The following is a 22342-nucleotide window of genomic DNA, read 5'->3' on the forward strand; positions in this document are numbered from 1 at the left end:
CGCAGCATGCGTGCCTCGGCGACGAGGGTCAGAGCCCGCTCCCGTTGGGAACGGGATCCGACCCCGTTTCAGAACAACGTGCCCTGCACCGTGGGCTGTTCAATGCGCGCCGGTGCTTCAGCCACCGCTTCCGCGCCCAGCCGCCAAGCCAACCCACCCAATCGGCTGGCATGGCGCTTCAACGCCGCCTGCAGCACATCCGCGCTGCCGGCCACATGCAGCACCTGGCGGGCGCGGGTCAGGCCGGTGTAGACCAGTTCGCGCGACAGCACGCGGCTGTCCTGGCGCGGCAGCTGCAACCACACTTCGTCGAACTCCGAACCCTGCGCCTTGTGCACGGTCATCGCAAAGGCGCTTTCGTGCGCGGGCAGCGCCGCTGGATGGAAGGCGCGCGGCTGGTCGACGCTGTCTCCGGGGAACCAGGCCACCATCGCGCCGCTGCCATCGCGCAGGCAGATACCGATATCGCCGTTGAACAGGCGATGACGGTAGCTGTTCTCGGTGACCAGCAGCAGGCGACCCTGGAAGTAGCCGGGGGTGTTGCCGGCCAGCAGCTGTTCGATGCGGCTGTTGAGGCCGCGCGCGCCCTGCGGGCCTTCGCGCAGTGCGGTCAGCACGCGCAGGCGCCCGGCCTGCTGCAGGGCAAGCACTGGATCGGCCGCGTCGGCCAGTGCACGCCAGTGGCCCAGCAGGTGCTCGCGCTGGCCACGCAGCGGATCGGCTTCGCCTTCGTGGAAATGCACGCCGGCCAGTTCACCACTGCGCAGCAGCTGCAGCGCGGTGCTGCTGTTGCCCTCGCGCACGGCATGGGCCAGCGGTGCCAGGTCCAGCGCATTGCTCTGCCGGTAGCCGCGCTGCAGCTGCACGCGGCGCCCGGCGAAGGCGCGTGGTGCCGCCTGCGGCTGCAGCGTGGCCGGAAGCAGCAGATCATGCAGTGCCTGCGCGTCATCGGCGCGGGTGCCGATGCCATCACCGCTGGCGCGCAGGATCGCACTGAGCACGTCGCCGGCCTCGACCGAGGGCAACTGATCGGGATCGCCGAGCAGGATCAGCCGGGTGCCGCTGGCGATCGCGTCGACCAGCTTGGCCATCATCGGCAGATCGATCATCGAGGCTTCGTCGACCACCACCACGTCCACCGGCAACGGGTTGTCGGCGTGGTGGCGGAAGCGCGGTGAATCGGGAATCACGCCGAGCAGGCGATGCAGAGTGGTGCCGGTACTGGGCAGCGCCGTGCACAACGCCGGGTCCAGTCCTTGTTCCTGCAGCCGTTGCACGGCGACGCGAAGGCTCTCGGCCATGCGCTCGGCGGCACGCCCGGTGGGAGCGGCCAGCGCCACCTCGGGCAGCGGCTGGCCGACGTGCCGGGCCTGCGCGGCCAGCAGCAGCAACAGGCGCGCGATGGTGGTGGTCTTGCCGGTGCCGGGGCCGCCGGTGACCAACGCCAGCGGATGGCGCAGGGTCACGCCGGCGGCGCGTGCCTGATGATCTTCGCCGCCCAGTGCCTGCGGGAACAGCTGCGCGAACAACGGTGCCAGCGCGGCCATGTCCGGTGCCGGCAGCGGATGCCGGCCGATCCGCTGCAGCCCGGCCGCCAGCTGGCGCTCGTACTCACGATAGCGGCGCAGGTAGAGCAGCCCGTTTTCCAGCACCAGCGGTGCATCCTCGGCGATGGCATCGGCCTGCTCCGGCGTCGCCACCCACGGCGATGCGCGCAGCTGCGCCAGCCAGTCCTGCGCGGCAGGCCACTCCGGCACGCCTTCCAGCAGTCGCTGCGGTCGCGCCGGATCGAAACCGGCGTGGCCCTGCGACACCGCCAGCGAGGCGAGTGCGGCCGCCACTGCCACGCTGTCAGGGGTGTCCTCCCGCAAGCGTTGCAGGCTGGTCGCCAGTGCGTGATCGAGAGTGCGCAGCTGGCCGTTGCGATACAGCTCCTGCAGCAGGCTCATGCACTGGCTCCACGGGCACGCGCAGCCAGTTCGGCCTGGGCCTGTTCGCCACCGGCGAACAACGCATCCAGGGCATCCACCAGCGCCAACGGGAAGCGGTCCACATGCACACCGTTGCCGGCGGCATCCAGGCCACGGCAGAACAGATAGCGGATGCCGCCCATGTCGCGCTCGTAGTCGTAGGCCGCACCCAGGCGGAAACGCAGCCAGCGATGCAGGGCCACGGTGTAGATCAGCGCCTGCAGGTCGTACTCGCTGTGGCGCATGGCAATGGCCAGCAGGTCCGGGCTGTAACCAGGCAGGCGGTTGGACTTGTAGTCGAGCACGTACCAGCGCCCGTCGCGCACGTAGGTCAGGTCGATCATGCCGGTCATCAGCCCTTCCAACCGGCGGCGCTGGCCGAAGCCGCGTCGCGTGCTGGAAACACCGTGCGCATGCAGCACCTGCAGCAGCGCCGGCACCGTGGTCGGCTCGATGGCGAAATGGAAGTCGATTTCCGCGCGGCGCTCGCCTTCACCCAGGCTGTGCAGCGCACCGCCTTCGGGCAGCGGCACGGTGAGCGTGTGGCCGACCAGCGGCACCAGTACGGACACGCCATCATCCAGATCGACGTCAGCATATCCTTCGTCGTGCAGTGCCTTGCGCAGCACCTCGGCCTGTCCCTCAGGGGCTTGCAGACCTGGCTGCCAATCACCCCATGCGGCGAAGTCGACGTTCTCCATCGCTTCGTGCAGCACGTTGCCGAAGCGACTGCCCATGAAGCGCGGGTCGATCGGTGTGCTGTCTTCGGCCGCCGCGGCGGGTTCCGGCAACGCCGGTTCCAGTGGCAGTTCCGGGCCAGCGGGTTCGTCGGCAGCGGGCGCCGGCAGCTCGGTGGCGGCGGCTTCGATATCACTGCCCGCGCCGGCATCGGCGTGGGCCAGCTGGGTGAAGCTGTACACCCACCAGTCGTGCGGGACGCGCCGGGTCAGGGCACGCACCGCCGGAAGGTCGCCTTCCACTTCGGCCGCCAGCTGCGGCAGCGCGGCCGCTGCCTCACTGTCATCGATGTGCACATCGGCGTGCGCGCGCAGCGCCTGCAGGTCACCCAGCAGCGGCGCCAGCCGCGTCTTGCCGAGCCCGGCCAGATCACCCACGGCGATCCACAGCGCATGCTCGGCACGGGTCAGTCCCACATACAGCAGGCGCGCATCCTCGGCGCGCTGCTCGCGCTCACGTTGGTTGCTGGCCGCTTCCCAGGCTTCGTCCTTGTCCAGCTTCCAGTGCAGCTGGCGCTGGCCATCCACATGCACCGTGCAGTGCGACGACGTGTTCGGCGCGCCGCCGTCGATGCCGACGAACGGCAGGAACACCAGCGGGTACTCCAGGCCCTTGCTCTTGTGCAGGGTGATGATCTGTACCCGGCGCGCATCCGATTCCAGGCGCAGCAGCTGTTGCTCGTCATCCTGATCGGCGCTGGCCATCTGCCCCTGCAGCCAATCCAGCAGGCCGTGCATGCCCAGCGCCTGCGCCGAGGCTTCCTGCAGCAGTTCGCCCAGCTGCAGGTAATTGGTCAGGCGGCGCTCGCCGTCGATCAGCGCCAGCAGGCGTTCGCCCTGTGCGGCACAGACATCGGCGATCACCGCGAACGGTCCGCCGCGCTGCCAGCGCTCGCGCCAGTGCAGCAGCTGTGCCTGGAACTCGCGTTGCAGGTCGCCCTCGCGCTCCATCGCCGCGATCGCGCTGGCGCGTTGACCGAGCAGGACAGTGGCCAACGCTGCACGCAGGCGGCCTTCGTCAGCCGGTTGCAGCAGCGCCAGCAGCAGCGCACGAAGATCGCGCGCTTCAGCGGTGGCGAACAGGCTCTGCTTGCCGGCTGCCACCGCGGGAATGCCGACCGCCGCCAGCGCGCGCTGCACCAGCGTGGCCTCGCGATGCGAGCGCACCAGCACCGCGATATCACCGGGTTGAACCGGGCGCCCACGCAACACGGCGTTGTCCGCACGCGCCTCGACCAAGATCTGGTGAATCGCAGTCACGCAAGCCTGGGTCGCGGCATCACGCGAGGCGTCCGCACTCATCGCCTTGTCACCGCCACTGCGCAGCACGCGCAGGGTGAGTGCCGCGGCGGCATGGCCATCACGCTGGTAGTCCTCGTCGATGCGCACGCCACCGGGCCGCACCGGCTCGAACTGGATGTCGCGTTCGAGGAAGGCGTCTTCGCCACCGTTGTCGTACAGCGCCTGCAACGCGCGCAATACAGCCGGTCGCGAGCGGAAGTTCTGGTCCAGCACCGGCGCCTGCTGCGCCACCTGCTTGGCCTTCAGGTAGGTGTGGATGTCACCGCCGCGGAAACCGTAGATCGCCTGCTTGGGGTCGCCGATCAGGAACAGTGCCGGCGCCAGGCCGAGTTCGCGCACCTCCGGCGAATCGCCGAACACGGTGTGGAAGATGCCCCACTGGCGATCGTCGGTGTCCTGGAACTCATCGACCAGCGCGATGCGGTACTGCGCACGCAGTTGTTTCACCAGTGTCAGCCGTTGCGGGCCTTCCAGCGCCAACGCCACGCCATCGATCAGGTCGTCGTAGGTCTGTACCCGGCGCGTGCGCTTCAGCGCCTGCAGGCGCTGCGTGGCTTCGGCGCGAAGCGCGTGCAGGAAGTTCAACGCGGTACCACGCAACCAGGCATCGCGTTCGGCCAGCAGCGCGACATAGCGCGCCAACGGCGCCTGCAATGGCGACGATGGCGTGCGATCGGGGAATTTCTTGTTGGTCTTGTCGGCCAGCACCTCCGGCAGCAGTGCCGGCAGGCGCTCGCTGGCCAGCATCTCGCGCGGGTCGCCGCGCTCAGCCCAGGCCAGCAGCTGTCGGCCCAGCGGGTGCAGCCAGCCCAGCTTGTAGGACACGCCGTTGATCCACTTGTTGTCGACGGCATCGCAGAGGTCGATGAAGAACTGATCGCCATGTTCGCGCACGCTTGCGGACAGTGCCTCGGCCGCGCTCTGCAGCGCCGGGTGTGGATCAGCCAGCGTCACCGACTGTGGCAACGGGTGCAGGGGCGGCGTGCCCAGCAGCGCGCGCAGATCGGCGGCCAGCGCATCCGGGTTGGACCACAGCCAGGTCAGCGGCTCCAATGTGGCCGGGTCATTGGCATGCACGCGCCACAGATCAGCGGCCAGCTCCTCCAGCAGTTCACGATCGCTGGCCAGCAGTTCCGGCGGATCAAAGGTATGGCCGCTTTCCAGTGCATGCTCGCGCAGCACGCGGGTGCAGAAGCCATGGATGGTGAAGATGGACGCCAGATCGATCTCGTCGGCAGCCACCTGCAGGCGGCGTTTCAGTGCGACCGCGCTCTCGGTTCCGCCCTGTAGATGGCGCTGCAGTACCTCGCGGGTCAACCGCAGGTCTGGCGCTTCGCCCTCGGCCGGTTCCAGATCGACCAGGCGCGCGGCCAGCGCCAGGCGCTCGCGGATGCGTTTGCGCAGTTCCTGGGTGGCCGCATCGGTGAAGGTCACCGCCAGGATCTGGCCGATACGCAGGCCCTGCTCCACCACCAGGCGGGTGAACAGCGTCGCCAGGGTGAAGGTCTTGCCGGTACCTGCGCTGGCTTCGATCAGGCGGATGCCATCCAGCGGCAAGGCCAGGTAGGGATCGCCCGCCATGCGCTGGGTTTCCTCATCTGCGATGGCGGTGTTCATGCGTTGCCCTCCTGGCGTGCTTCGGTACCGAGAGTGCGGCCTTCGCGCACCGCGCTGAAGACCACCTGGCTGTTGCGCAGCAGCTCGGCATAGCTGGCATCGGTGGCAAACGGGTCGGCACCGCGCAGCAGCAGCTGCCAGGCGTCGCTGCTGGATTCACCCCAACTGCGGTCGCTGCCATGCCACTGCTTCCAGCCTTCGCTACGCTGTTTTTCTGCTGGCGCGTTGTACAGCACCCAGCCGGTATACGGGGCAAAGCGCAGCGGCTCACGCAGGCCGCGCTCGCGCAATTGCAGCAGCGCACGCAGCGCCGCGCGTGCAGCGGGGGCGCTCAGTGCTGGCAGCACATGCGGGCCGGGCCCGGCGTCACCGCCATCGTGGAACTGCACCAGCGGCAACGCATCGCCGGCGGCGTTGGCCAGCAGCCAGTCCAGGCCCTGGCGGATCACTGCATTGCCATTGAGGGTACCGGCGCGCAGGCGCACCAAGCCCTCGGGATGCCGATCGGCCACGCGGCCATGCAGGCGCACGCCGTCGATGTCCACTTCGTAGCGACGGCTTTCCAGCGGTTCGCCCTGCATCCAGCCCAGCAACGCACTGGCATACGGGCGCGTCTTCAACTGCTCCCCCTCGAACTGGCGCTCGCCCAATGGGCCGGACGGCAGCAGGCCGCGCGCGCGCAGCCGCGGGTACAACGGCTCGGTATCGCCGCTGAGCGTGGCACGCACCACCGCCGCCTGCACGCTGCGCTTTTCCGGGCCGCGCGATGACAGCACCAGCGGTTCCAGGTCATCGACCTCCTCGACATCGTCGGCCAGGCGCAGGCCCAGCGACTGTGCGAGGAACTGCCCGGCCGGGTCGCACAGGAAACGGCGCAGGGTATCGAGCGCGACCTCGTCTTCCACTGCATCGTCGAGCGGCGGCGGCAACGGTGCGTCGAACCACGGCTGCAGGCCGCCGCGCTGGCCGGTGAGGCGACCGGCCGCCGGATGCCACTGGCGGCGATAGCTGAAGCGACGCGGGTCGCCATCACCGAATGCGGCGGGCGAGAACGGCTGCAAGGCATGGCGCACGGTGAAGTCGCGAACCGCCGCAGGCGGATCGAGGTGATACGCAGCGGCGGCATCGATCAGTTCACTGACCAGCACCGACGGCTCGCGCACGCTGCCATCGCGCGGATCGGCACCGAGGTAGCTGAGGTAGAACACCTCCTGCGCGGCGGCGAACAGCTGCAGGAACAGGAAACGGTCGTCTTCGCGGGTGGAGCGGTCGCCCGGTCGGCGGCGCGGCGTGTCCAGTTCGGCGGTGAGCTGGTTGAGACCGGCCGCCGGGTCACGGCGCGGGAAATCGCCATCATTGAGGCCCAGCACGCAGATCACCCGGAACGGCAGCAGGCGCATCGGCACCATGCGGCCGAAACTGATGCCACCGGTCAGCAGCGGTGCGCGCGTATCGGCCTCGGACAGTGCACCGGCGAAGTGCGCACGTACCACCTCCGGCGGCACGCCTTCCGCGAAGCCGGCCTTGGCAGCATCCTCGGCGAACTGGTTGAGCAGCTTGCGCAGGCGCTCCAGGGCACGCTGGCTGTTGGGTGAACTCGGCGCGGTGGGCAGCAGTGCATCCAGCAACGACAGCAGGCGCTGTCGCCATTGCGCCGGGGTCAGCAGCTCGCCGAGGCGACGCTGGTAGATCGCCAGCACGCGCAGCAGGCGCAGCAGCCGGTCCAGCGCGTCCATCGCGCCGCCTTCCAGTTCGATCCACGGTGCGACACCGGCCAGGTCGGCCTCGCTGCCGGTGGCATGGCCGAGCACCAGGCGATCCAGCGCGAACTGCCAGGTGTAGGCGTCGTCGGCCGGCGCCTGGTGCTGGTGGCGGTGCTTCGCATCCAGGCCCCAGCGTGCACCGGCCTGCTGCAGCCAGCCATGCAGACGGTCGAAGTCCACCGCTTCCAGCCCGGCCGCTCCGGCCAGCGGCGCGCTGGCCAGCAGGTCCAGCACTTCATTCAGGCCAAAGCGCGAGACCGGCAGGCCCAGCAGGTGCACGAACACATCAGCCAGCGGTTCACCGGCCAGCGGGCTGCTGTCGGCCAGCGCATAGGGGATGTGCTCCTCCTCGCCACCACGGCCGCCGAACACCGCTTCCAGGTACGGCACGTAGGGATCGATGTCCGGCGCCAGCACCGCGATCTCGCGCGCCTGCAGCGGCGGGTCGAAGCGCGGGTCCTGCAGCAGGCTGCGCAGCTGGTCGTGCAGCACCTGCAACTCGCGCAGGCGGGTATGGCAGGCGTGTACCTGCAGGCTGGGGTCGTCGCTGCGAAGCCCGTCACGCAGCTCGCCCGAGGGCAGTGCGCGGCGGTGGAACAGGTCACGCTGCAGGCGATGCAGCAGGCTGTCGGACAGGCCGCCTTCGTCCAGGGTCGGCCGGGTGTCGTCCTCCGGATCGGAATAGGCGGCGATTTCGCCGGCCGGATGCACCACCTCGTAACTGCCCAGCACCGCCATGAAGTCGCGCCCGGCCGCGCCCCAGGCTTCCAGCAGGCGGTTTTCGCCGGCTGCTTCGCCGAAGGGATCGGGCGCGCCGCTGCGCAGGCGCTCGGCCAGGGTCTGCAGATCGCCCCAGTACGACTGCACCGGGGTGGGCATATAGAAGTGCAGCTCGCCAACACGTGCCTGGGTGGCCATCACCCGCAGCACATCGGGCGAGATGTTGAGCGTCGCGAACGCAGACATGCGCGGTGGCAAGCCCTTCGGCAAGGGTTGGCCGGCCCCTTCGAAACGGTCCAGGTATTCCTGGATGCGGCGCGCGCGGTAGTCGTGGCCGTGGGTGATGGTGCGCCACAGGATCGCCTGCGGATCGGACGGATCGGCACCGGCCGCCCAGCGCAGCAGCCAGTCGCGGCGCCACGCCTGGTACTTCTCGAACACCGAGGCCAGCTCGCCAGCAAGCGCCCACGGCTTCAATGCGTCATCGCCGGCAAGATAGGACTGCAGCGCGCGCATCGGTGGCTGCGCCAGCAACGCCGGGTCGCGCAGGGCCTGGTACAGCTTCCAATGCAGGCCGGCCGCGTCCAGGTCGTCCTGCTCGCCGCTGACGTTGGCCTTCAGCGCGCGCGCCACGAACTCACCCGGGGTGAGGAATTCGAGGTTCGCAGCCACACCGAACTCGGCGGCCAGTGTCGCTTGCAGCCAACGCCGCATCGCTACCTGCGGGATCAGCACCACTTCCGGTGCCAGCAGCGGCTGGCCAGGAACGGGCGCACGCACATTGCGCGCCAGCAGCGCGGCCAGCACGTCCAGGGAGTTGGAATGGTAGAGGCGGAAATCGCTGCCTGGGTCACTCATCATGCACAGTGTGCAGGACAGCAGGCAGTATTCAATGGCTGGGCCGCGAGCGGTACGGATTGTTCCGGGACGCCAGCCGATTGTCCCGGCCTCCGCCGAGGCTTGTCGTGCAACAATACTGCACCGTCCAGTCTGCTTATGTTCAGCCGACGGGCCCGATCCTTCGATGTCTAAAAAACGTTAATGGTGCCCATGTCGGCTTCCACCTCCAGTCTGGTGCAGTTATCCAACGTCCGCATCGACCGGAGCGGACGCACGATCCTGCGCGACGTGTCGCTGCAGGTGCCCAAGGGCAGCATCACCGCCGTTCTGGGTCCGTCCGGCAGCGGCAAGTCGACCCTGCTGGCGGCGCTGACCGGCGAACTGCGCCCGGTCGCCGGCGAGGTCACCCTGTTCGGCAAGCCGATTCCGCATGACAGCGGCGCGCTGCTGGAAATGCGCAAGAGCGTGGGCGTGCTGCTGCAGGGCAACGGCCTGCTGACCGACCTGACCGTGGCGGAAAACGTGGCGCTGCCGCTGCGTACGCACACCCGCCTGCCGACCGCCGTGCTGCGCCGGCTGGTGCAGATGAAGCTGCATTCGGTGGGCCTGCTGGCCGCCGCCGATGCCTGGCCGCGCGAGCTGTCAGGTGGCATGGCGCGCCGCGTGGCGCTGGCCCGTGCACTGGCGCTGGACCCGCCGCTGATGATCTACGACGAGCCGCTGACCGGGCTGGACCCGATCGCCTCGGGGGTGATCATGAGCCTGATCCAGCGCCTCAACCACAGCCTGGGCCTGACCAGCATCATCGTCAGCCACCACGTGCACGAGACCCTGCCGATCTGCGACCAGGTGATCGCGATCGCCAATGGCGGCATCGTGTTCCAGGGCACGCCCGAGGCACTGCAGTCCAGCCAGGACCCGCTGCTGCGGCAGTTCCTGCACGGCCAGCCCGATGGTCCCATCCCGTTCGATGCCGCGCCGCGCGCGAGGGTCGCCTGATGCCGTTCGTTCAAGCCACCCGCTCGCTGGGTCGTGCCGGCCTGTTCTCGCTGACCGTGCTGCGCGGTTCGCTGCCGACCCGTGATTTCCTGGCCGAGTTGACCCGCGAGATCTACAAGATCGGTGCGCGCTCGCTGCCGATCATCGCCGTCGGCGGTGCCTTCGTCGGCCTGGTGCTGACCCTGCAGGGCTACCGCACGCTGACCACCTTCGGTGCGGCCGACGCACTGTCGACCCTGCTCGGGCTGTCGCTGTACCGCGAGCTGGCACCGGTGCTGACCGCGCTGCTGTTCATTGGCCGCGCTGGCAGCTCGATCGCCGCCGAACTGGGCCTGATGCGTGCCACCGACCAGATCAAGGCGCTGGAGCTGATGGCGATCGACCCGGTGGCCAAGGCGGTGGCGCCGCGCTTCTGGGCGGCGGTGCTGACGGTGCCGCTGCTGACCGGCATCTTCTGTTCGCTTGCAATCAGTGCCAGCTACTTCGAAGCGGTGCACGTGCTGGGCCTGGACAATGGCGTGTTCTGGTCGGCGCTGCGCAACAGCGTGGACTTCTGGGACGACTTCGGCGTGGCAATGCTGAAGTCGGCGATCTTCGGCGGCACTGCCGCGCTGGTTGCCGCCTATGTGGGTTTCCACGCCGAGCCGACCATTGAAGGCACTTCGGTGGCGACCACCCGTGCGGTGGTCAACGCTTCACTGCTGGTGCTGATGTTCAACTTCGTGCTGTCGGCAATGTTGTTCACCTAACCCCTCCACCGGCGGTGCGCAGGCGCGCGCGGCCACAACGACTCGATCAGGTAATCCACATGGCCATCCGCGGTCCCAGACTCGAATTTTCCGTCGGCGCCTTCCTGCTGCTGGCCCTGGCCTCGCTGATGGTGCTGGCCGTGGCCTCGACCAACCAGCGCTGGAGCTGGGGCAGCGAAGGCTACGACCTGAAGGCACGCTTCTCCCAGGTCGGCCAGCTGCGCAAGCAGGCGCCGGTGAAGATCGGCGGCGTCACTGTCGGCCAGGTCGCTTCGATCGACCTGGACCCGGTGAAGTTCGAATCGATCGTCACTCTGCGCATGGACAGCAAGGTCAAGGACCTGCCGGCGGACACCTCGGCCGGCATCTTCACCAGCGGTTTGCTCGGCGAGAGCTATATCGGTCTGCAGCCGGGCGGTGATCCGGACGTGCTGAAGGCCGGTGACGAGATCGTCTTCACCCAGCCGGCTGTGGACCTGATCCAGCTGGTCGGCAAGTACATGTTCAGTGGCGGTGCCGGTGGCGGCGCTGCTCAGAAGCCCAACGATGGCGCTCAGGCGCCTGCAACGGAACCGCAACCATGAAGATGAAACTGATCCCGGCCCTGCTCGCCTCGGCGCTGCTGGCGGCCACCCCGTTCCTGGCCCAGGCCCAGGCCGCTGCGCCGGCCGCTGCCGCAACGCAGAGCCAGGCCGGCAAGGTGGTGATCGATGCCAGCAGCCGCATCCTGTCCACGCTGCAGCAGCGCAAGAGCGAGTTCACCAGCAACCCGGCCAGCCTGCGCAGCTACATCGACAGCGAGCTGACCCGCACCTTCGACCGCGACTACGCCGCGCGCCTGGTGCTGGGCCCGCACGCCCGCGGCGCCTCCGACGCCGACATCAAGCTGTTCGCCGATGCCATGGCCGACAGCCTGATGCAGCGCTACGGCTCCACCCTGCTCAACATCCAGGGCAAGCCGAGCTTCCGCCTGAAGGGTGAAAGCCCGCTGCCGGGCAATCGTGGCGTGCGCGTGAGCACCGAACTGGTGCGCGCCGGCAACGAACCGACCCCGGTCGAGTACTGGATGCGCAACGTGAACGGCCAGTGGAAGATCTTCGACGTCAACATCGAAGGCATTTCCTACGTGCAGACCTTCCGCAACCAGTTCGACACCCCGCTGCGCCAGAAGGGCATCAAGCAGGTGGCCAACGAACTGCACAGCGGCAGCATGCAGGCCGGGCCCGCGGGCAATGGCAAGTAACGCACTGGCGCTGCTGGAAGGCGACACCCTGCGCCTGCGCGGGGTGCTCGACCGTGCCGCGGTGATCGCACTGTGGCCGCAGCTGCAGGCCCTGCCGGCAAAGCTGTCACGGCTGGAGCTGGGTGAGGTCGAACGCGTGGACAGCGCCGGCCTGGCGCTGCTGGCCGAGCTGGCCGCACGTGCGCGCAAGAGCGGTCACCCGCTGGCAGTCTCCGGCGCGCCGGCCGGCTACAACGAGCTGAGCGCAGCCTACCGGCTGTCGCCCGACCTGGATTTCAACGCTACTTCTGCTGCGAGCTGACATGAACGTCGTACGCACTTTCCCCCTGATCGTCCTGGCCACCGCCCTGACCGCCTGCGCCGGCAAGCCCGCACGCAGCGATGCGCCCGCAGCCAGCACCGTGGTCCCGGCCAGCACCATCGCCGAGGCCTCTGCCCCCACCGCCGATACCGCTACGGTCGATGCCGCACCGGCAACAGCCGTGGTTGCCGCACCTGCGCCGGCCACGCCGCCATCCGCACCGGCCCGCAGCGCCGACACCGATGCGGCCAGGGCCGCGGCGGCGACCGCCCCCGGTGGTGACGACGACTTCGATGCCCTCTACGGCGGTGCCGGCAACACTGGCAGCGCGGCAGCCTACGATCCGTGGGAACCGTTCAACCGCAAGGTGCACACGTTCAACAACGCGGTTGACCGTGGCATCGCCCGCCCGCTGGCCACGGCCTACACCCACGTGGTGCCGCGCTTCGCCCGCACCGGCGTCAGCAACTTCTTCAGCAACCTGCGCGCACCGGTGACCATCACCAACCAGCTGCTGCAGGGCCGCGGTGCCGATGCGTGGGACAGCCTCGGCCGCTTCCTGATGAACAGCACGCTGGGTATCGGCGGCCTGTTCGATCCGGCCAGCAAGGCGATGGTGCCGCGTCGCAATGAGGACTTCGGGCAGACCCTGGGTGCCTGGGGCTGGCGTCGTTCGCGTTACGTGGAACTGCCGTTCTTCGGCCCTCGCACCGTGCGCGATGTGTTCGGCCTGGCCGGTGACATTCCGCTGTCGCCGATCCGCCGCATCGAAGAGGACAAGATCCGCATCGGCCTGCAGGGCATGCAGCTGGTCGATACCCGCGCGCAGCTGCTGGCGATCGACGACCTGCGTGACACCGCCGTGGACGAGTACTCGCTGGTACGCGATGCGTGGATGCAGCGCCGCAACTACCAGATCGAGAACGATCTGCGCAGCAAGCGCGACCGTGGCCACGACGATGCCAATTCGCCGATCCCGGTCGATGCGATGCCGATGCCGCAGTGGACGCACTGAGTCCGGTCTGCAGCGCATGAAAAACCCCGCCTCGGCGGGGTTTTTCTTTTCCGGTAGGTGCCAACCTTGGTTGGCACGCTTTCCTCAGGCTGCCAGCGCTGCCTCGATGGCCTCGCGCAGGCGCGCGTCATCGGCAGCCACGTCCGGGGCGAAACGCGCGATGACCTTGCCGTCGCGGCCAACCAGGAACTTCTCGAAGTTCCACAGCACCGCCGGTGCTGCGTGGATCGGGATCTCCTTGCTGGCCAGGCGCTCACGCAGCGGACCTTCGCCGATCGACCGCGGCTGGGCGGCGGTCAGCTGCTGGTACAGCGGATGGGTATCGTCACCGGCCACGCTGATCTTGGAGAACATCGGGAAGCTGACGTCGTAGGTGAGCTGGCAGAACTGCTGGATCTCCGCCTCGCTGCCCGGCTCCTGGCCGAGGAAGTTGTTGGCGGGGAAGCCCAGTACTTCCAGACCCTGCGCGTGCTTTTCCGCATACAGCGCCTGCAGGCCTTCGTACTGCGGGGTCAGGCCGCACTTGGAGGCGACGTTGACCAGCAGCAGTACCTTGCCCTGGTAGTCGGCAAGCGAGGACGGCTGGCCGTCGATGGTGGTGAGGGAAATGTCCTGGATCGGGGTGCTCACGCGGGGGCTCCGGCAACAGCGGGGAATGGCCCACCAGCATAGCGCCGCGCGATGGCGGTAGTGCCGGCCGCTGGCCGGCAATCGTGCGGCCGTTCGCAAGGGTTCATGCGGTTGCCGGCCAGCGGCCGGCAATACGATCAGTCCACGCAGATCGTGCCCTGCGCCTTGCCGTCATCAATGCGCTGGCGGCAGCCGAAGTTCTGGCGCACATCGCGCTGGCAGGTACCGCTAGCGGCGCTGCCAGCGGCCACCTCGGGACCGGCCAGGCACTGGCCCGTGCAGTCGCTTTTGCGGCTGCAGGCCTTGCCGGCATCGGCATAGGGAATCACGCACTGCTCGCGCTGCAGCCGGCCGAGCCGCTGCAGGGTGCCACCGGCGGCCTGGCAGTCAACGTCGCGCGCTTCGCGATACGCCTCGGCCGCTTCAGGGCTGGTGGCTGCGGCAGGTGCCGCGGTCGTATCGGCAGCCGGTGGTGCGCTGCTGCAGGCGGCAAGCAGCGCGGTCAGGACAAGGCTGGTGAAGCGGCGCAGGCGCATGACGATACCTGATCGAGGCGGACAGGCCGCCAGCATACGCATCGGCGATGCAGGCGGCGTGTCAGCGTGGCTCAGGCCTCGTCGCCGTCACTGCCTTCCTCTGCTGGCAGCGCGTCCGGCAGCAACTGGCGGCTCTGCTCAACCGGCAGCGACTCGACATCCCTCAGCTTGCGGGCGATCGCGCGGGTGCGCACCCCGGTCTGGTCGATCTGCTTGCTGGCCTGGTCCAGCTTGGCCTTCACGTTGTCCAGCACATCGCCGAACTTGCCGAACTCGGTCTTCACCGCACCCAGCAGGCTCCACACCTCGCTGGACCGCTTCTCGATGGCCAGCGTGCGGAAGCCCATCTGCAGGCTGTTGAGCAGTGCGGTGATCGTGGTCGGCCCGGCGACCACCACGCGGTGGTCGCGCTGCAGCAGATCGACCAGGCCGGGGCGCCGGATCACCTCGGCATACAGGCCTTCGGTAGGCAGGAACATCACCGCGAAGTCGGTGGTGTGCGGCGGCACGATGTACTTCTCGCAGATCGACTTGGCCTGCACCTTCACCGCACGCTCCAGCTGCGCACCCTGCACGCGTACCAGTTCGGCGTCACCCTGCTCCTGTGCGTCCAGCAGGCGCTCGTAGTCTTCGCGTGGGAACTTGGAGTCGATCGGCAGCCACACCGGCGTGTCATCGCTGCTGCGGCCCGGCAGGCGCACGGCGATGTCGACCATTTCGCCACTATCCGGGCGTACCTTCACCCCGCGCGCGTACTGCTCCTGGATCAGGGTCTGCTCGAGGATGTTCTCCAGCTGTACTTCACCCCAGCTGCCGCGCGTCTTGACGTTGGTCAGCACGCGCTTGAGGTCACCCACGCCGGTGGCCAGCTGCTGCATCTCGCCGAGGCCGCGCTGCACCTGTTCCAGGCGCTCCGAGACCAGTTTGAAGGACTGGCCAAGGCGTGTTTCCAGGGTGGACTGCAACTTCTCATCCACCGTCACGCGCATCTGTTCCAGCTTCTGCGCATTGTCGCTCTGCAGCGCGCGCAGCTGCTCTTCCAGCGTCGTGCGCATCTCGGCGATGCGCTGCTCGTTGCGCTGGGTCAGTTCCTGCAGGCGCAGGCCAAGGCTTTCAGTCAGGCGCTGCTGCGACTGCGCGCCCTCCTCGCGGCCCTTGCGTGCATCGTCCACCAGGGTCTGCCGCAGCGCGCCGAGCTGGGTATCGGTACGCCCGGTGAGCTCCTGCAGCTGCTGGCCAAACGCATGGATGCGGGCTTCCTGCTGCTGGCCGAAGGTCTCCAGCTGGCCGCGCAGCTCCTGCAGCCGCTGTCCCATCAACGCCGCGCCGCGCTGCTGGCTCTCGGCCGCTTCGGCGCGCGCCTTGCGGGCATCTTCGCCCAGCGCTTCGCGCAGCAGGTCCAGGCGCTGGTCGGTGCGGGTGGACAGATCGGTCAGCGCGCGGGCGAAGCCATCGAGCTGTTCGCGCAGCTCGCTGCGCCCGGCCCGCGCCTCCTCGCGCACCGCCTGTTCCAGGCGGTCATGCGGCGGGCGGCGCAGCAGGGCGACCAGCTGCAGGATGAGCACGGCCAATAGAAGGCCGCCAATGAGCAGATATTCGGTTTGCATGGGGCAAGTGTAGGCTGGCCGAGTCTCAACTGCTGCGTCAGGACCATGGTCGTCCTCTACGGAAAGCCCACCTCCATCAATGTGCGTAAAGTGCTGTGGCTGTGCGCGGGGCTGGATCTGCCCCTGCACCACGAACCGGCCCCCTCGCCGGACCTGCTGGCCACGCTGAACCCCAACCGGCAGGTGCCGGTGCTGCGTGATGGCGACTTCGTGCTGTGGGAATCCAACAGCATCTGCCGCTACCTGGCCGCACGCGCCGGTCGCGAGGATCTGCTGCCACATGCAGCAAAGGACCGGGCCCGGGTGGAGCAGTGGATGGACTGGCAGGCCAGCGACCTCAACAGCGCATGGCGCCATGTGTTCATGGCGCGCGTGCGCCAGCATCCGGACTATCCGGATGACGCCCGTGCCGAGGCCAGCCTGGCGCAGTGGAACCGGCTGATGGGCGTCCTTGATGCACAGCTGGCCACTACCGACGGCTACGTGGCGGGCAACACCTTCACTCTGGCCGACATCGTGCTCGGGCTGTCGAGCCAACGCTGGCGCAGCACGCCGGGCAGCAAGCCGGTACTGGCACACGTAGATGCCTGGTTCGAACGCCTGCGCCAGCAGCCCGGTTTCGCCGAGTATGTCGACAACGGTGTGGCCTGAGCAGTGGCTTCCGCAGCTGTTGGCAGGTGTCGACCTTGGTCGACACGGCTGATCCACGCCATGCGTGGATGAAGCGCTGTAGAGCCGGGCGCAGGCTCGGCTCCACAGAAAAAGCCGGGCCTTACCAGCCTTCCAGCACGATCTTGCCCTTGGCGCGGTGGCTCTCCAGCAGCGCGTGGGCACGCCGCAGGTTGGCCGCGTCGATGCGCCCGAAATGCTCGCCCAGGGTGGTCTGCAGCACGCCTGTGTCGATCAGCTCGGCCACCCGGTTCAACAGGTCATGCTGGCGCTGCATGTCGGCGGTCTTGTAGAGCGGCCGGGTAAACATCGACTCCCAGTGCAGTGACAACGCCTTGCGCTTGAGCGCCATCACGTCGACCTGGCCGGGATCATCGATCAGCCCCAGCTGGCCCTGCGGCGCCAGCAGTTCCACGATCTGCGCGTAGTGCTGGTCGGAGTGGGTCAGGCTGGCCACGTGCTGCACCTCGCTGATGCCGAGCCGCGCCAGGCCCTCGGCCAGCGGCAGGCTGTGGTCGATCACATGGTGTGCGCCCATTGCGTACGCCCAGTCCTGGGTATCCGGACGTGAGGCGGTGCCGATCACCGTCAGTTTCGTCAGCTTCCGCGCCAGCTGCACCAGGATCGAACCGACACCGCCGGCAGCGCCGATCACCAGCAGGGTCTGGCCTTCGCCACCGCCCTCGGGGATGCGCAGGCGGTCGAACAGCAGTTCCCAGGCGGTGATCGCGGTCAGTGGCAGCGCGGCGGCGGCGGCATCGTCGAGGCTGGCCGGCTTGCGGCCGACGCTGCGTTCGTCCACCAGCTGGTACTCGGCGTTGCTGCCCGGGCGATCGATGACGCCGGCGTAGTAGACCGCATCGCCGGGCTGGAACAGGGTCACCTCGCTGCCCACCGCGTCGACGATGCCGACCGCATCCCAGCCCAGCACGCGTGGGCCATCGGTGGCCACGCCGCGACGGACCTTGGTGTCGACCGGGTTCACCGCCACCGCACGTACCGCCACGCGCAGGTCACGCGGGCCAGGCTGCGGCAGCTCCAGTTCGATGTCGATCAGGGCCTGGGCATCATCGATCGGCAGGCCGGCTTGGGTGTAGGCAATGGCGCGCATGGCAGCGGTCCAGTGGGGAAGGAGGCGACAGGTTGCGCCGCACGCGCTCCCGCAGAAAGGCGCAGAATCGGGCAGCACTTTCACTCTGGCAATGAAGATGATCCGCTTCGACGATCTGCAGCTGTTCGTCCGCACTGCCGCACTGGGCAGCTTCTCGCAGGCGGCGCGCGAGGCCGACCTGCTGCCCGGGCAGGTCGCTGCGGCGGTGGCGCGGCTGGAACGCGAGCTGGACCTGCGCCTGTTCGTGCGCACCACCCGCAGCCTGCGCCTCACCGGCGAGGGTGCGCTGTACCTGCCGTATGCGCAGGAGGTACTGGCCACCCTGCGCGAGGGACAGGCGCGCGTGCAGGGCGAGGACACCGAGCTGCACGGCACCCTGCAGCTGTCGGCGCCCTCGGACCTCGGCCGCAACCTGCTGCTGCCCTGGCTGAGCGCCTTCCGAGCTGCGCACCCGCGGCTGCGCCTGCACCTGCGCCTGTCCGACGAGGTGGCCGATGTATTCCGCGACCCGGTCGACGTGGCCATCCGCATCGGCCACTTCGACGACGCCAACTACGTCGCCCTGCCGCTGCTGGAAGGCAATCGACGCGTGCTGGCCGCCTCGCCCGGCTACCTGCAGCGGCGTGGCACGCCCACCCGCCTGGAGGATCTGCGCGAGCACGACTGCCTGGTCTATCAACTCAACGGCCGCGCCTACGATCGCTGGTCATTCGAGGTCGACGGGCGTCGCAGCGTGATTCCGGTGCGCGGTCCGCTGGTCTGCGACGACGCCGATGTAGTGCGACGCTGGGCCGTGGCCGGCGAAGGCATCACTTACAAGTCCTGGCTGGACCTGCGCGAGGACGTGCTGGCCGGGCGCCTGCAGCTGCTGCTCGATGGTGTTGGCAGCAGCATCCCGCTGCAGCTGGTATGCCCGCACCGCAAGCAGTTCTCGCCAGCGGTACGGCAACTGCATGCGCAGCTGCGCCAGCACCTGCAACCGCTGCTGTCTGGCATGCCCACTGGCCTCACCCGCCCCCTGTCGCCAACGGCGGCACTGGCCGACAATGGCGGCCCCCCGTAACAAGAGAACGCCGCCATGCCGTGGATGGGCATCCAGGACCTGTGGACGTTTCTGGTCGCCGTGCTGGTGTTTCTCGCCCTGCCCGGCCCCGGCACCTTCACCCTGCTGACCGCCACCGGCCGTGGCGGCGTGCGTGGTGGCTATACCGCGCTGGCCGGCCTGCTGGTCGGCGACCAGATCCTGATGTGGCTGGCGTTGGCGGGCGTGGCGGCGCTGCTCAAGGCCAACCCGCTGGTGTTCCACGCGGTGCAGTACCTGGGTGCGGCCTACCTGGTGTGGGTCGGCATCAGCCTGCTGCGCACGCCGAAGCACGAGGGCGGCGACGCCGGCCCGATCCGCATGCAGCCGGGCCGCTACTTCCAGCAGGCGATCCTGGTCAGCCTGCTCAATCCGAAGGCGATCCTGTTCTACATGGCCTTCCTGCCATTGTTCATCGATCCGAAGGCGCATCAGGGCATTGCTACCTTCGCGGCGCTGGCGGGCATCATCCTGGTGGTCAGCATCGCCTACTGCTCGATGTTGATCGGCGTGGGCAACCTGGCCCGCCGCCGCCTGATCCAGCACCCGCGAATCAGCGATGCGCTGCGCCGCGTGGCCGGCCTGTTCCTGGTGGGGTTCGGCATCCGGTTGGGGCTGAACGGATGAAACCCTGGTCGACGGCGATGGGCGCCCTGCTGCTTCTGGCCAACACGACCGCCCCGGCGGCCACCGCGCAGGATCATCGCTGCCTGAGCGGCGGCCGCAATGACGGCATCCATCTGGAATGGCGTTGGCTGGATGACGGCCAGGCCGACGTTCGCTATGCCGGGCAGCGCGAACGCCTGCTGCTGCGCCGGGTTTCGATGGAGACCACGGTGCTGGCCGAAGACCGCCCCTACCAGTTCGACAGCGTCTGGGAAGAGCGCATCAACGGGCGCCTCAATGGCCGCTACCTGCTGAGCACGCAGGGCGCGCTGGTGCTGGACCTGAGCTACGAGCGTAGCCGCGACGGACGTCGCACCACCTTCCACGATGACGTCGAGGCCTGGCAGGAAGACGGCTGCCGCTGGCCCGGCAAGGTGGCCGAGTGAGCACCATGGACGACGACACCCTGCTGGAGCGCAGCTGGGAATATCGGGAGGAGACGCTGTACCGGCGGTTGTTCGGCGATACCGGGCCGGGGATCTATCCGATCGACATGGATCTGCTGCGCAACGTCTTCAAGCAGGACCAGATCGACCCGCGCTGGCTGCATGTCGGCGTCAATGCCTGCCCTCCGCACGGTGATCGAAGGCACTGGATCTATGTCAGCTCCGGCCTGTCCAACCCCTGGGAAGGGCGGCACGAAGATGGCGATTCGGGGTTGGGCATCGAACTGATGCTTGAGACGCAGGAAGAAGCGACCTGGGCACTGACCACCTTGCGCTGGTTCACCGCGTACCACCTGCTGCTGTGCCACTCACGCATGCCCGGCAATCCGTTGGCGCCATGGGACCGGCTGAAGCTGGGGGGGCCGGTGGATCACGCAGGGAGCATGCTGCAGGCGGCCGTCTTCGTTCCGTCACTGCATTTTCCTGGACCCCAGCAACTGCCATCGGGACGATTCGACTTCCTGCAGCTGCTGCCGTTGACCCTGGACGAGCATGCGTTCGGCCGCGCCCAGGGCTTCGAAGTGCTGGTGGCCCAGTTGAGAACCCAAGGTGCGGCGCCGGTGGTCGATCCGCAGCGGGTCAGCATCGATCTGGCCCCTGCTCTCACGCTTCAAGCGCCTCCCGGCTCGCCTTGAGGGATCGAATCATTTCGAATCCTGTCGGCATTTGTGCCGATTCCGGCAGAATGCTCGGAGTACAGCCGCGCCGGTGACGCATCTGACCCTCGTATGACCCCCGTCAGTGGTAATGCTGCGCTGCGTTCGGTCACACTCGGGAACTTGTCGTTCTTAGTCACCCCTTCCGAGGCCTGCATGTCCCTGTTCCGGCGCAAGTCCCTAGATTCCGTCACCGTCCACGAAGCCGGCAGGCGCCTGATCCCGACGCTCAGCTGGCCGCACCTGATCGCGCTGGGTATTGGCGCCATCGTCGGTACCGGCATCTACACGCTGATCGGCGTCGGTGCCAACCTGGCCGGCCCGGCGGTGCTGATCTCCTTCGCCATCGCCGGTGCGGTCTGTGCCTGTGCGGCACTGTCCTACGCCGAGCTGTCGACGATGATGCCGGCCGCCGGCAGTGCCTACACCTACAGCTACAGCGCGCTGGGCGAGGTGTTCGCCTGGGTGGTGGGCTGGAGCCTGATCCTGGAGTACTCACTGGTGGTGAGTACGGTCGCGGTGGGCTGGTCCGGCTACTTCGTCGGCTTCCTCGAATGGGTCCACACCCAGTTCGGCTGGAACGTGCACCTGCCAGCGTGGCTCGCAGCCGGCCCGCACGTGGAAGGCGGCATGATCAACCTGCCGGCGATCGTCATCACCTGGCTGGTGGCCGGCATGCTGATGGCCGGCACCAAGGAAAGCGCCACCCTCAATGCCATCCTGGTGGTGTTCAAGCTGATCGCGCTGGCCATCTTCGTGGCCGTGGCCCTGCCCGCCTTCGACAGCGCCAACCTGCAGCCGTTCATGCCGTATGGCTTTGCCAAGTCGATGGGCCCTGATGGCGTCGAACACGGCGTAATGGCGGCGGCAGCGATCATCTTCTTCGCCTTCTACGGCTTCGATGCGATCTCCACCGCCGCCGAAGAAACCAAGAACCCAGGCCGCGACCTGTCGATCGGCATCATCGGTTCGATGATCGGCTGCACCATCGTCTACGTGCTGGTCGCGCTGGCCGCGGTCGGTGCGATGAGCTACGCGGTGTTCGGCCACAGCGCCGAGCCGCTGGCCCTGATCATGCGCCAGCTGGGCCATCCGACCGCGGCGATGGTGATCGGCGTGATCGCGATCATCGCGCTGCCGACGGTGCTGCTGGCCTTCCTGTACGGCCAGAGCCGCATCTTCTTCGTGATGAGCCGCGATGGCCTGCTGCCGCGTGGCCTGTCCAAGGTCAACGCACGTACCGGCACGCCGGTGGCGACCACGCTGTTCACCGCGGTGGTGGTGTCGGCGCTGGCCGGCGTGGCCCGCCTGGACGAGATCGCGGCGCTGGCCAATGCCGGCACCCTGGCCGCGTTCACCGCCGTGGGCATCTGCCTGGTGGTGCTGCGCCTGCGCGAGCCGAACCGCGAACGTACCTTCCGTACCCCGCTGGCCTTCGTGGTTGGTCCGCTGGCCGCGCTGGGCTGCATCTATCTGTTCCTCAGCCTGCCGCACAGCACCCAGCTGTACTTCCTGCTGTGGAACCTGGCCGGCCTGGTGCTGTACTTCCTGTACAGCCGCCGCCACGCGCTGATCGCGAAATAACCGGATCACCGGTAGTGGGGGGGCGGGGGGGGGGCCCGCCCGCCCGGGGGGGGGGGGGCGGGGCGCGCCCGCGCGCGCCGCCCGCCCGGGGGGGGGCACC

18 protein-coding genes and 1 pseudogene are annotated in these 22342 nt (G+C 68.3%); 12 read left to right on the forward strand and 7 right to left on the reverse strand.

All coding sequences use genetic code 11. The annotated features are described in order from the left end of the window. Positions 1-68 precede the first annotated feature (68 nt). The 3 genes from recD to recC are packed head-to-tail and all read right to left on the reverse strand — an operon-like array spanning position 69 to position 8970. Positions 69-1949 carry an exodeoxyribonuclease V subunit alpha gene (gene recD, locus V3B48_RS15610; protein ID WP_329894044.1) on the reverse strand — a complete coding sequence of 627 codons (1881 nt, stop codon included), beginning with the start codon at positions 1947-1949 and terminating at the stop codon, positions 69-71. Further along, positions 1946-5626: an exodeoxyribonuclease V subunit beta gene (gene recB, locus V3B48_RS15615; RefSeq protein ID WP_329894045.1), complete on the reverse strand. Its 3681-nt coding sequence runs from the start codon at positions 5624-5626 to the stop codon at positions 1946-1948. The genes recD and recB overlap by 4 nt, the downstream gene beginning before the upstream one ends. Beyond that, entirely contained in the window at positions 5623-8970 is a 3348-nt protein-coding gene (gene recC / locus V3B48_RS15620; protein WP_329894046.1) for an exodeoxyribonuclease V subunit gamma, read from the reverse strand. The genes recB and recC overlap by 4 nt, the downstream gene beginning before the upstream one ends. A gap of 189 nt (positions 8971-9159) precedes the next feature. On the opposite strand from recC, the gene V3B48_RS15625 reads away from it, so the two are divergent. The 6 genes and pseudogenes from V3B48_RS15625 (at position 9160) to V3B48_RS15650 (ending at position 13256) form a co-directional block, all read left to right on the forward strand. Continuing rightward, positions 9160-9948 (forward strand): ATP-binding cassette domain-containing protein, encoded by a 789-nt coding sequence (locus V3B48_RS15625; RefSeq protein ID WP_049462908.1) that lies wholly within the window; start codon positions 9160-9162, stop codon positions 9946-9948. Further along, positions 9948-10697: an MlaE family lipid ABC transporter permease subunit gene (locus tag V3B48_RS15630; protein WP_005414955.1), complete on the forward strand. Its 750-nt coding sequence runs from the start codon at positions 9948-9950 to the stop codon at positions 10695-10697. Before V3B48_RS15625 ends, V3B48_RS15630 begins: the two co-directional genes overlap by 1 nt. Before the next feature lie 59 nt (positions 10698-10756). Further along, positions 10757-11221, forward strand: a pseudogene (gene mlaD, locus V3B48_RS15635) (outer membrane lipid asymmetry maintenance protein MlaD); the annotation flags it as partial. 56 nt (positions 11222-11277) lie between these two features. Further along, positions 11278-11940: an ABC transporter substrate-binding protein gene (locus V3B48_RS15640; RefSeq protein ID WP_010487479.1), complete on the forward strand. Its 663-nt coding sequence runs from the start codon at positions 11278-11280 to the stop codon at positions 11938-11940. Then, positions 11930-12241: an STAS domain-containing protein gene (locus tag V3B48_RS15645; RefSeq protein ID WP_032128488.1), complete on the forward strand. Its 312-nt coding sequence runs from the start codon at positions 11930-11932 to the stop codon at positions 12239-12241. Before V3B48_RS15640 ends, V3B48_RS15645 begins: the two co-directional genes overlap by 11 nt. A 1-nt stretch (position 12242) precedes the next feature. Beyond that, complete coding sequence (locus tag V3B48_RS15650; protein WP_032128489.1) at positions 12243-13256, forward strand: VacJ family lipoprotein; 1014 nt, start codon at positions 12243-12245, stop codon at positions 13254-13256. A gap of 84 nt (positions 13257-13340) precedes the next feature. Here the strand turns inward: V3B48_RS15650 and V3B48_RS15655 are convergent, their stop codons facing one another. The 3 genes from V3B48_RS15655 to rmuC form a co-directional block, all read right to left on the reverse strand. Beyond that, the gene (locus V3B48_RS15655) at positions 13341-13886 is read right to left on the reverse strand and encodes a glutathione peroxidase (protein ID WP_329894047.1); all 546 of its coding nucleotides are present in this window, start codon (positions 13884-13886) and stop codon (positions 13341-13343) included. 137 nt (positions 13887-14023) lie between these two features. After that, complete coding sequence (locus V3B48_RS15660) at positions 14024-14422, reverse strand: hypothetical protein (protein WP_329894049.1); 399 nt, start codon at positions 14420-14422, stop codon at positions 14024-14026. A gap of 71 nt (positions 14423-14493) precedes the next feature. After that, the gene (rmuC, locus tag V3B48_RS15665; RefSeq protein WP_049400349.1) at positions 14494-16029 is read right to left on the reverse strand and encodes a DNA recombination protein RmuC; all 1536 of its coding nucleotides are present in this window, start codon (positions 16027-16029) and stop codon (positions 14494-14496) included. A gap of 45 nt (positions 16030-16074) precedes the next feature. Here rmuC and V3B48_RS15670 point away from each other — a divergent pair, with 45 nt between their 5' ends. Then, positions 16075-16680: a glutathione S-transferase N-terminal domain-containing protein gene (locus V3B48_RS15670; RefSeq protein ID WP_329894050.1), complete on the forward strand. Its 606-nt coding sequence runs from the start codon at positions 16075-16077 to the stop codon at positions 16678-16680. Positions 16681-16801: 121 nt separating this feature from the next. Here V3B48_RS15670 and V3B48_RS15675 read toward each other — a convergent pair whose 3' ends face one another. Further along, positions 16802-17809, reverse strand: coding sequence for a zinc-binding alcohol dehydrogenase family protein (locus V3B48_RS15675; RefSeq protein ID WP_049420932.1), 1008 nt, complete (start codon positions 17807-17809; stop codon positions 16802-16804). 91 nt (positions 17810-17900) lie between these two features. On the opposite strand from V3B48_RS15675, the gene V3B48_RS15680 reads away from it, so the two are divergent. The 5 genes from V3B48_RS15680 to V3B48_RS15700 all read left to right on the forward strand — a co-directional run bounded on the left by V3B48_RS15680 (position 17901) and on the right by V3B48_RS15700 (position 22242). Then, positions 17901-18872, forward strand: coding sequence for a LysR family transcriptional regulator (locus V3B48_RS15680; RefSeq protein ID WP_121504956.1), 972 nt, complete (start codon positions 17901-17903; stop codon positions 18870-18872). A gap of 15 nt (positions 18873-18887) precedes the next feature. Next, a complete protein-coding gene (leuE, locus tag V3B48_RS15685; RefSeq protein WP_005411716.1) occupies positions 18888-19517 on the forward strand; it encodes a leucine efflux protein LeuE in 630 nt (209 codons plus the stop codon). Positions 19518-19534: 17 nt separating this feature from the next. Then, positions 19535-19942 carry a hypothetical protein gene (locus V3B48_RS15690; RefSeq protein ID WP_329894051.1) on the forward strand — a complete coding sequence of 136 codons (408 nt, stop codon included), beginning with the start codon at positions 19535-19537 and terminating at the stop codon, positions 19940-19942. A 5-nt stretch (positions 19943-19947) separates the two neighbouring features. Beyond that, positions 19948-20637 carry a suppressor of fused domain protein gene (locus V3B48_RS15695; protein ID WP_219629534.1) on the forward strand — a complete coding sequence of 230 codons (690 nt, stop codon included), beginning with the start codon at positions 19948-19950 and terminating at the stop codon, positions 20635-20637. A 177-nt stretch (positions 20638-20814) separates the two neighbouring features. Beyond that, on the forward strand, positions 20815-22242 hold the full coding sequence (locus tag V3B48_RS15700) for an amino acid permease (protein WP_032128498.1): 1428 nt from the start codon (positions 20815-20817) through the stop codon (positions 22240-22242). Positions 22243-22342 lie beyond the last annotated feature (100 nt).

The sequence above is a fragment of the Stenotrophomonas sp. SMYL20 genome, assembly GCF_036320045.1.
GTDB lineage: Bacteria > Pseudomonadota > Gammaproteobacteria > Xanthomonadales > Xanthomonadaceae > Stenotrophomonas > Stenotrophomonas maltophilia_A.

What these genes read in the sequence shown, in the direction of transcription:
- V3B48_RS15630 (WP_005414955.1), top strand. Translation starts at nt 9,948, where the DNA reads ATGCCGTTCGTTCAAGCCACCCGCTCGCTGGGTCGTGCCGGCCTGTTC.
- recC (WP_329894046.1), bottom strand. Translation starts at nt 8,970, where the DNA reads ATGATGAGTGACCCAGGCAGCGATTTCCGCCTCTACCATTCCAACTCC.
- V3B48_RS15680 (WP_121504956.1), top strand. Translation starts at nt 17,901, where the DNA reads ATGAAGATGATCCGCTTCGACGATCTGCAGCTGTTCGTCCGCACTGCC.
- rmuC (WP_049400349.1), bottom strand. Translation starts at nt 16,029, where the DNA reads ATGCAAACCGAATATCTGCTCATTGGCGGCCTTCTATTGGCCGTGCTC.
- recB (WP_329894045.1), bottom strand. Translation starts at nt 5,626, where the DNA reads ATGAACACCGCCATCGCAGATGAGGAAACCCAGCGCATGGCGGGCGAT.
- V3B48_RS15650 (WP_032128489.1), top strand. Translation starts at nt 12,243, where the DNA reads ATGAACGTCGTACGCACTTTCCCCCTGATCGTCCTGGCCACCGCCCTG.
- V3B48_RS15645 (WP_032128488.1), top strand. Translation starts at nt 11,930, where the DNA reads ATGGCAAGTAACGCACTGGCGCTGCTGGAAGGCGACACCCTGCGCCTG.
- V3B48_RS15675 (WP_049420932.1), bottom strand. Translation starts at nt 17,809, where the DNA reads ATGCGCGCCATTGCCTACACCCAAGCCGGCCTGCCGATCGATGATGCC.
- V3B48_RS15625 (WP_049462908.1), top strand. Translation starts at nt 9,160, where the DNA reads ATGTCGGCTTCCACCTCCAGTCTGGTGCAGTTATCCAACGTCCGCATC.
- V3B48_RS15695 (WP_219629534.1), top strand. Translation starts at nt 19,948, where the DNA reads ATGGACGACGACACCCTGCTGGAGCGCAGCTGGGAATATCGGGAGGAG.
- leuE (WP_005411716.1), top strand. Translation starts at nt 18,888, where the DNA reads ATGCCGTGGATGGGCATCCAGGACCTGTGGACGTTTCTGGTCGCCGTG.
- V3B48_RS15660 (WP_329894049.1), bottom strand. Translation starts at nt 14,422, where the DNA reads ATGCGCCTGCGCCGCTTCACCAGCCTTGTCCTGACCGCGCTGCTTGCC.
- V3B48_RS15700 (WP_032128498.1), top strand. Translation starts at nt 20,815, where the DNA reads ATGTCCCTGTTCCGGCGCAAGTCCCTAGATTCCGTCACCGTCCACGAA.
- recD (WP_329894044.1), bottom strand. Translation starts at nt 1,949, where the DNA reads ATGAGCCTGCTGCAGGAGCTGTATCGCAACGGCCAGCTGCGCACTCTC.
- V3B48_RS15690 (WP_329894051.1), top strand. Translation starts at nt 19,535, where the DNA reads ATGGGCGCCCTGCTGCTTCTGGCCAACACGACCGCCCCGGCGGCCACC.
- V3B48_RS15670 (WP_329894050.1), top strand. Translation starts at nt 16,075, where the DNA reads ATGGTCGTCCTCTACGGAAAGCCCACCTCCATCAATGTGCGTAAAGTG.
- V3B48_RS15640 (WP_010487479.1), top strand. Translation starts at nt 11,278, where the DNA reads ATGAAGATGAAACTGATCCCGGCCCTGCTCGCCTCGGCGCTGCTGGCG.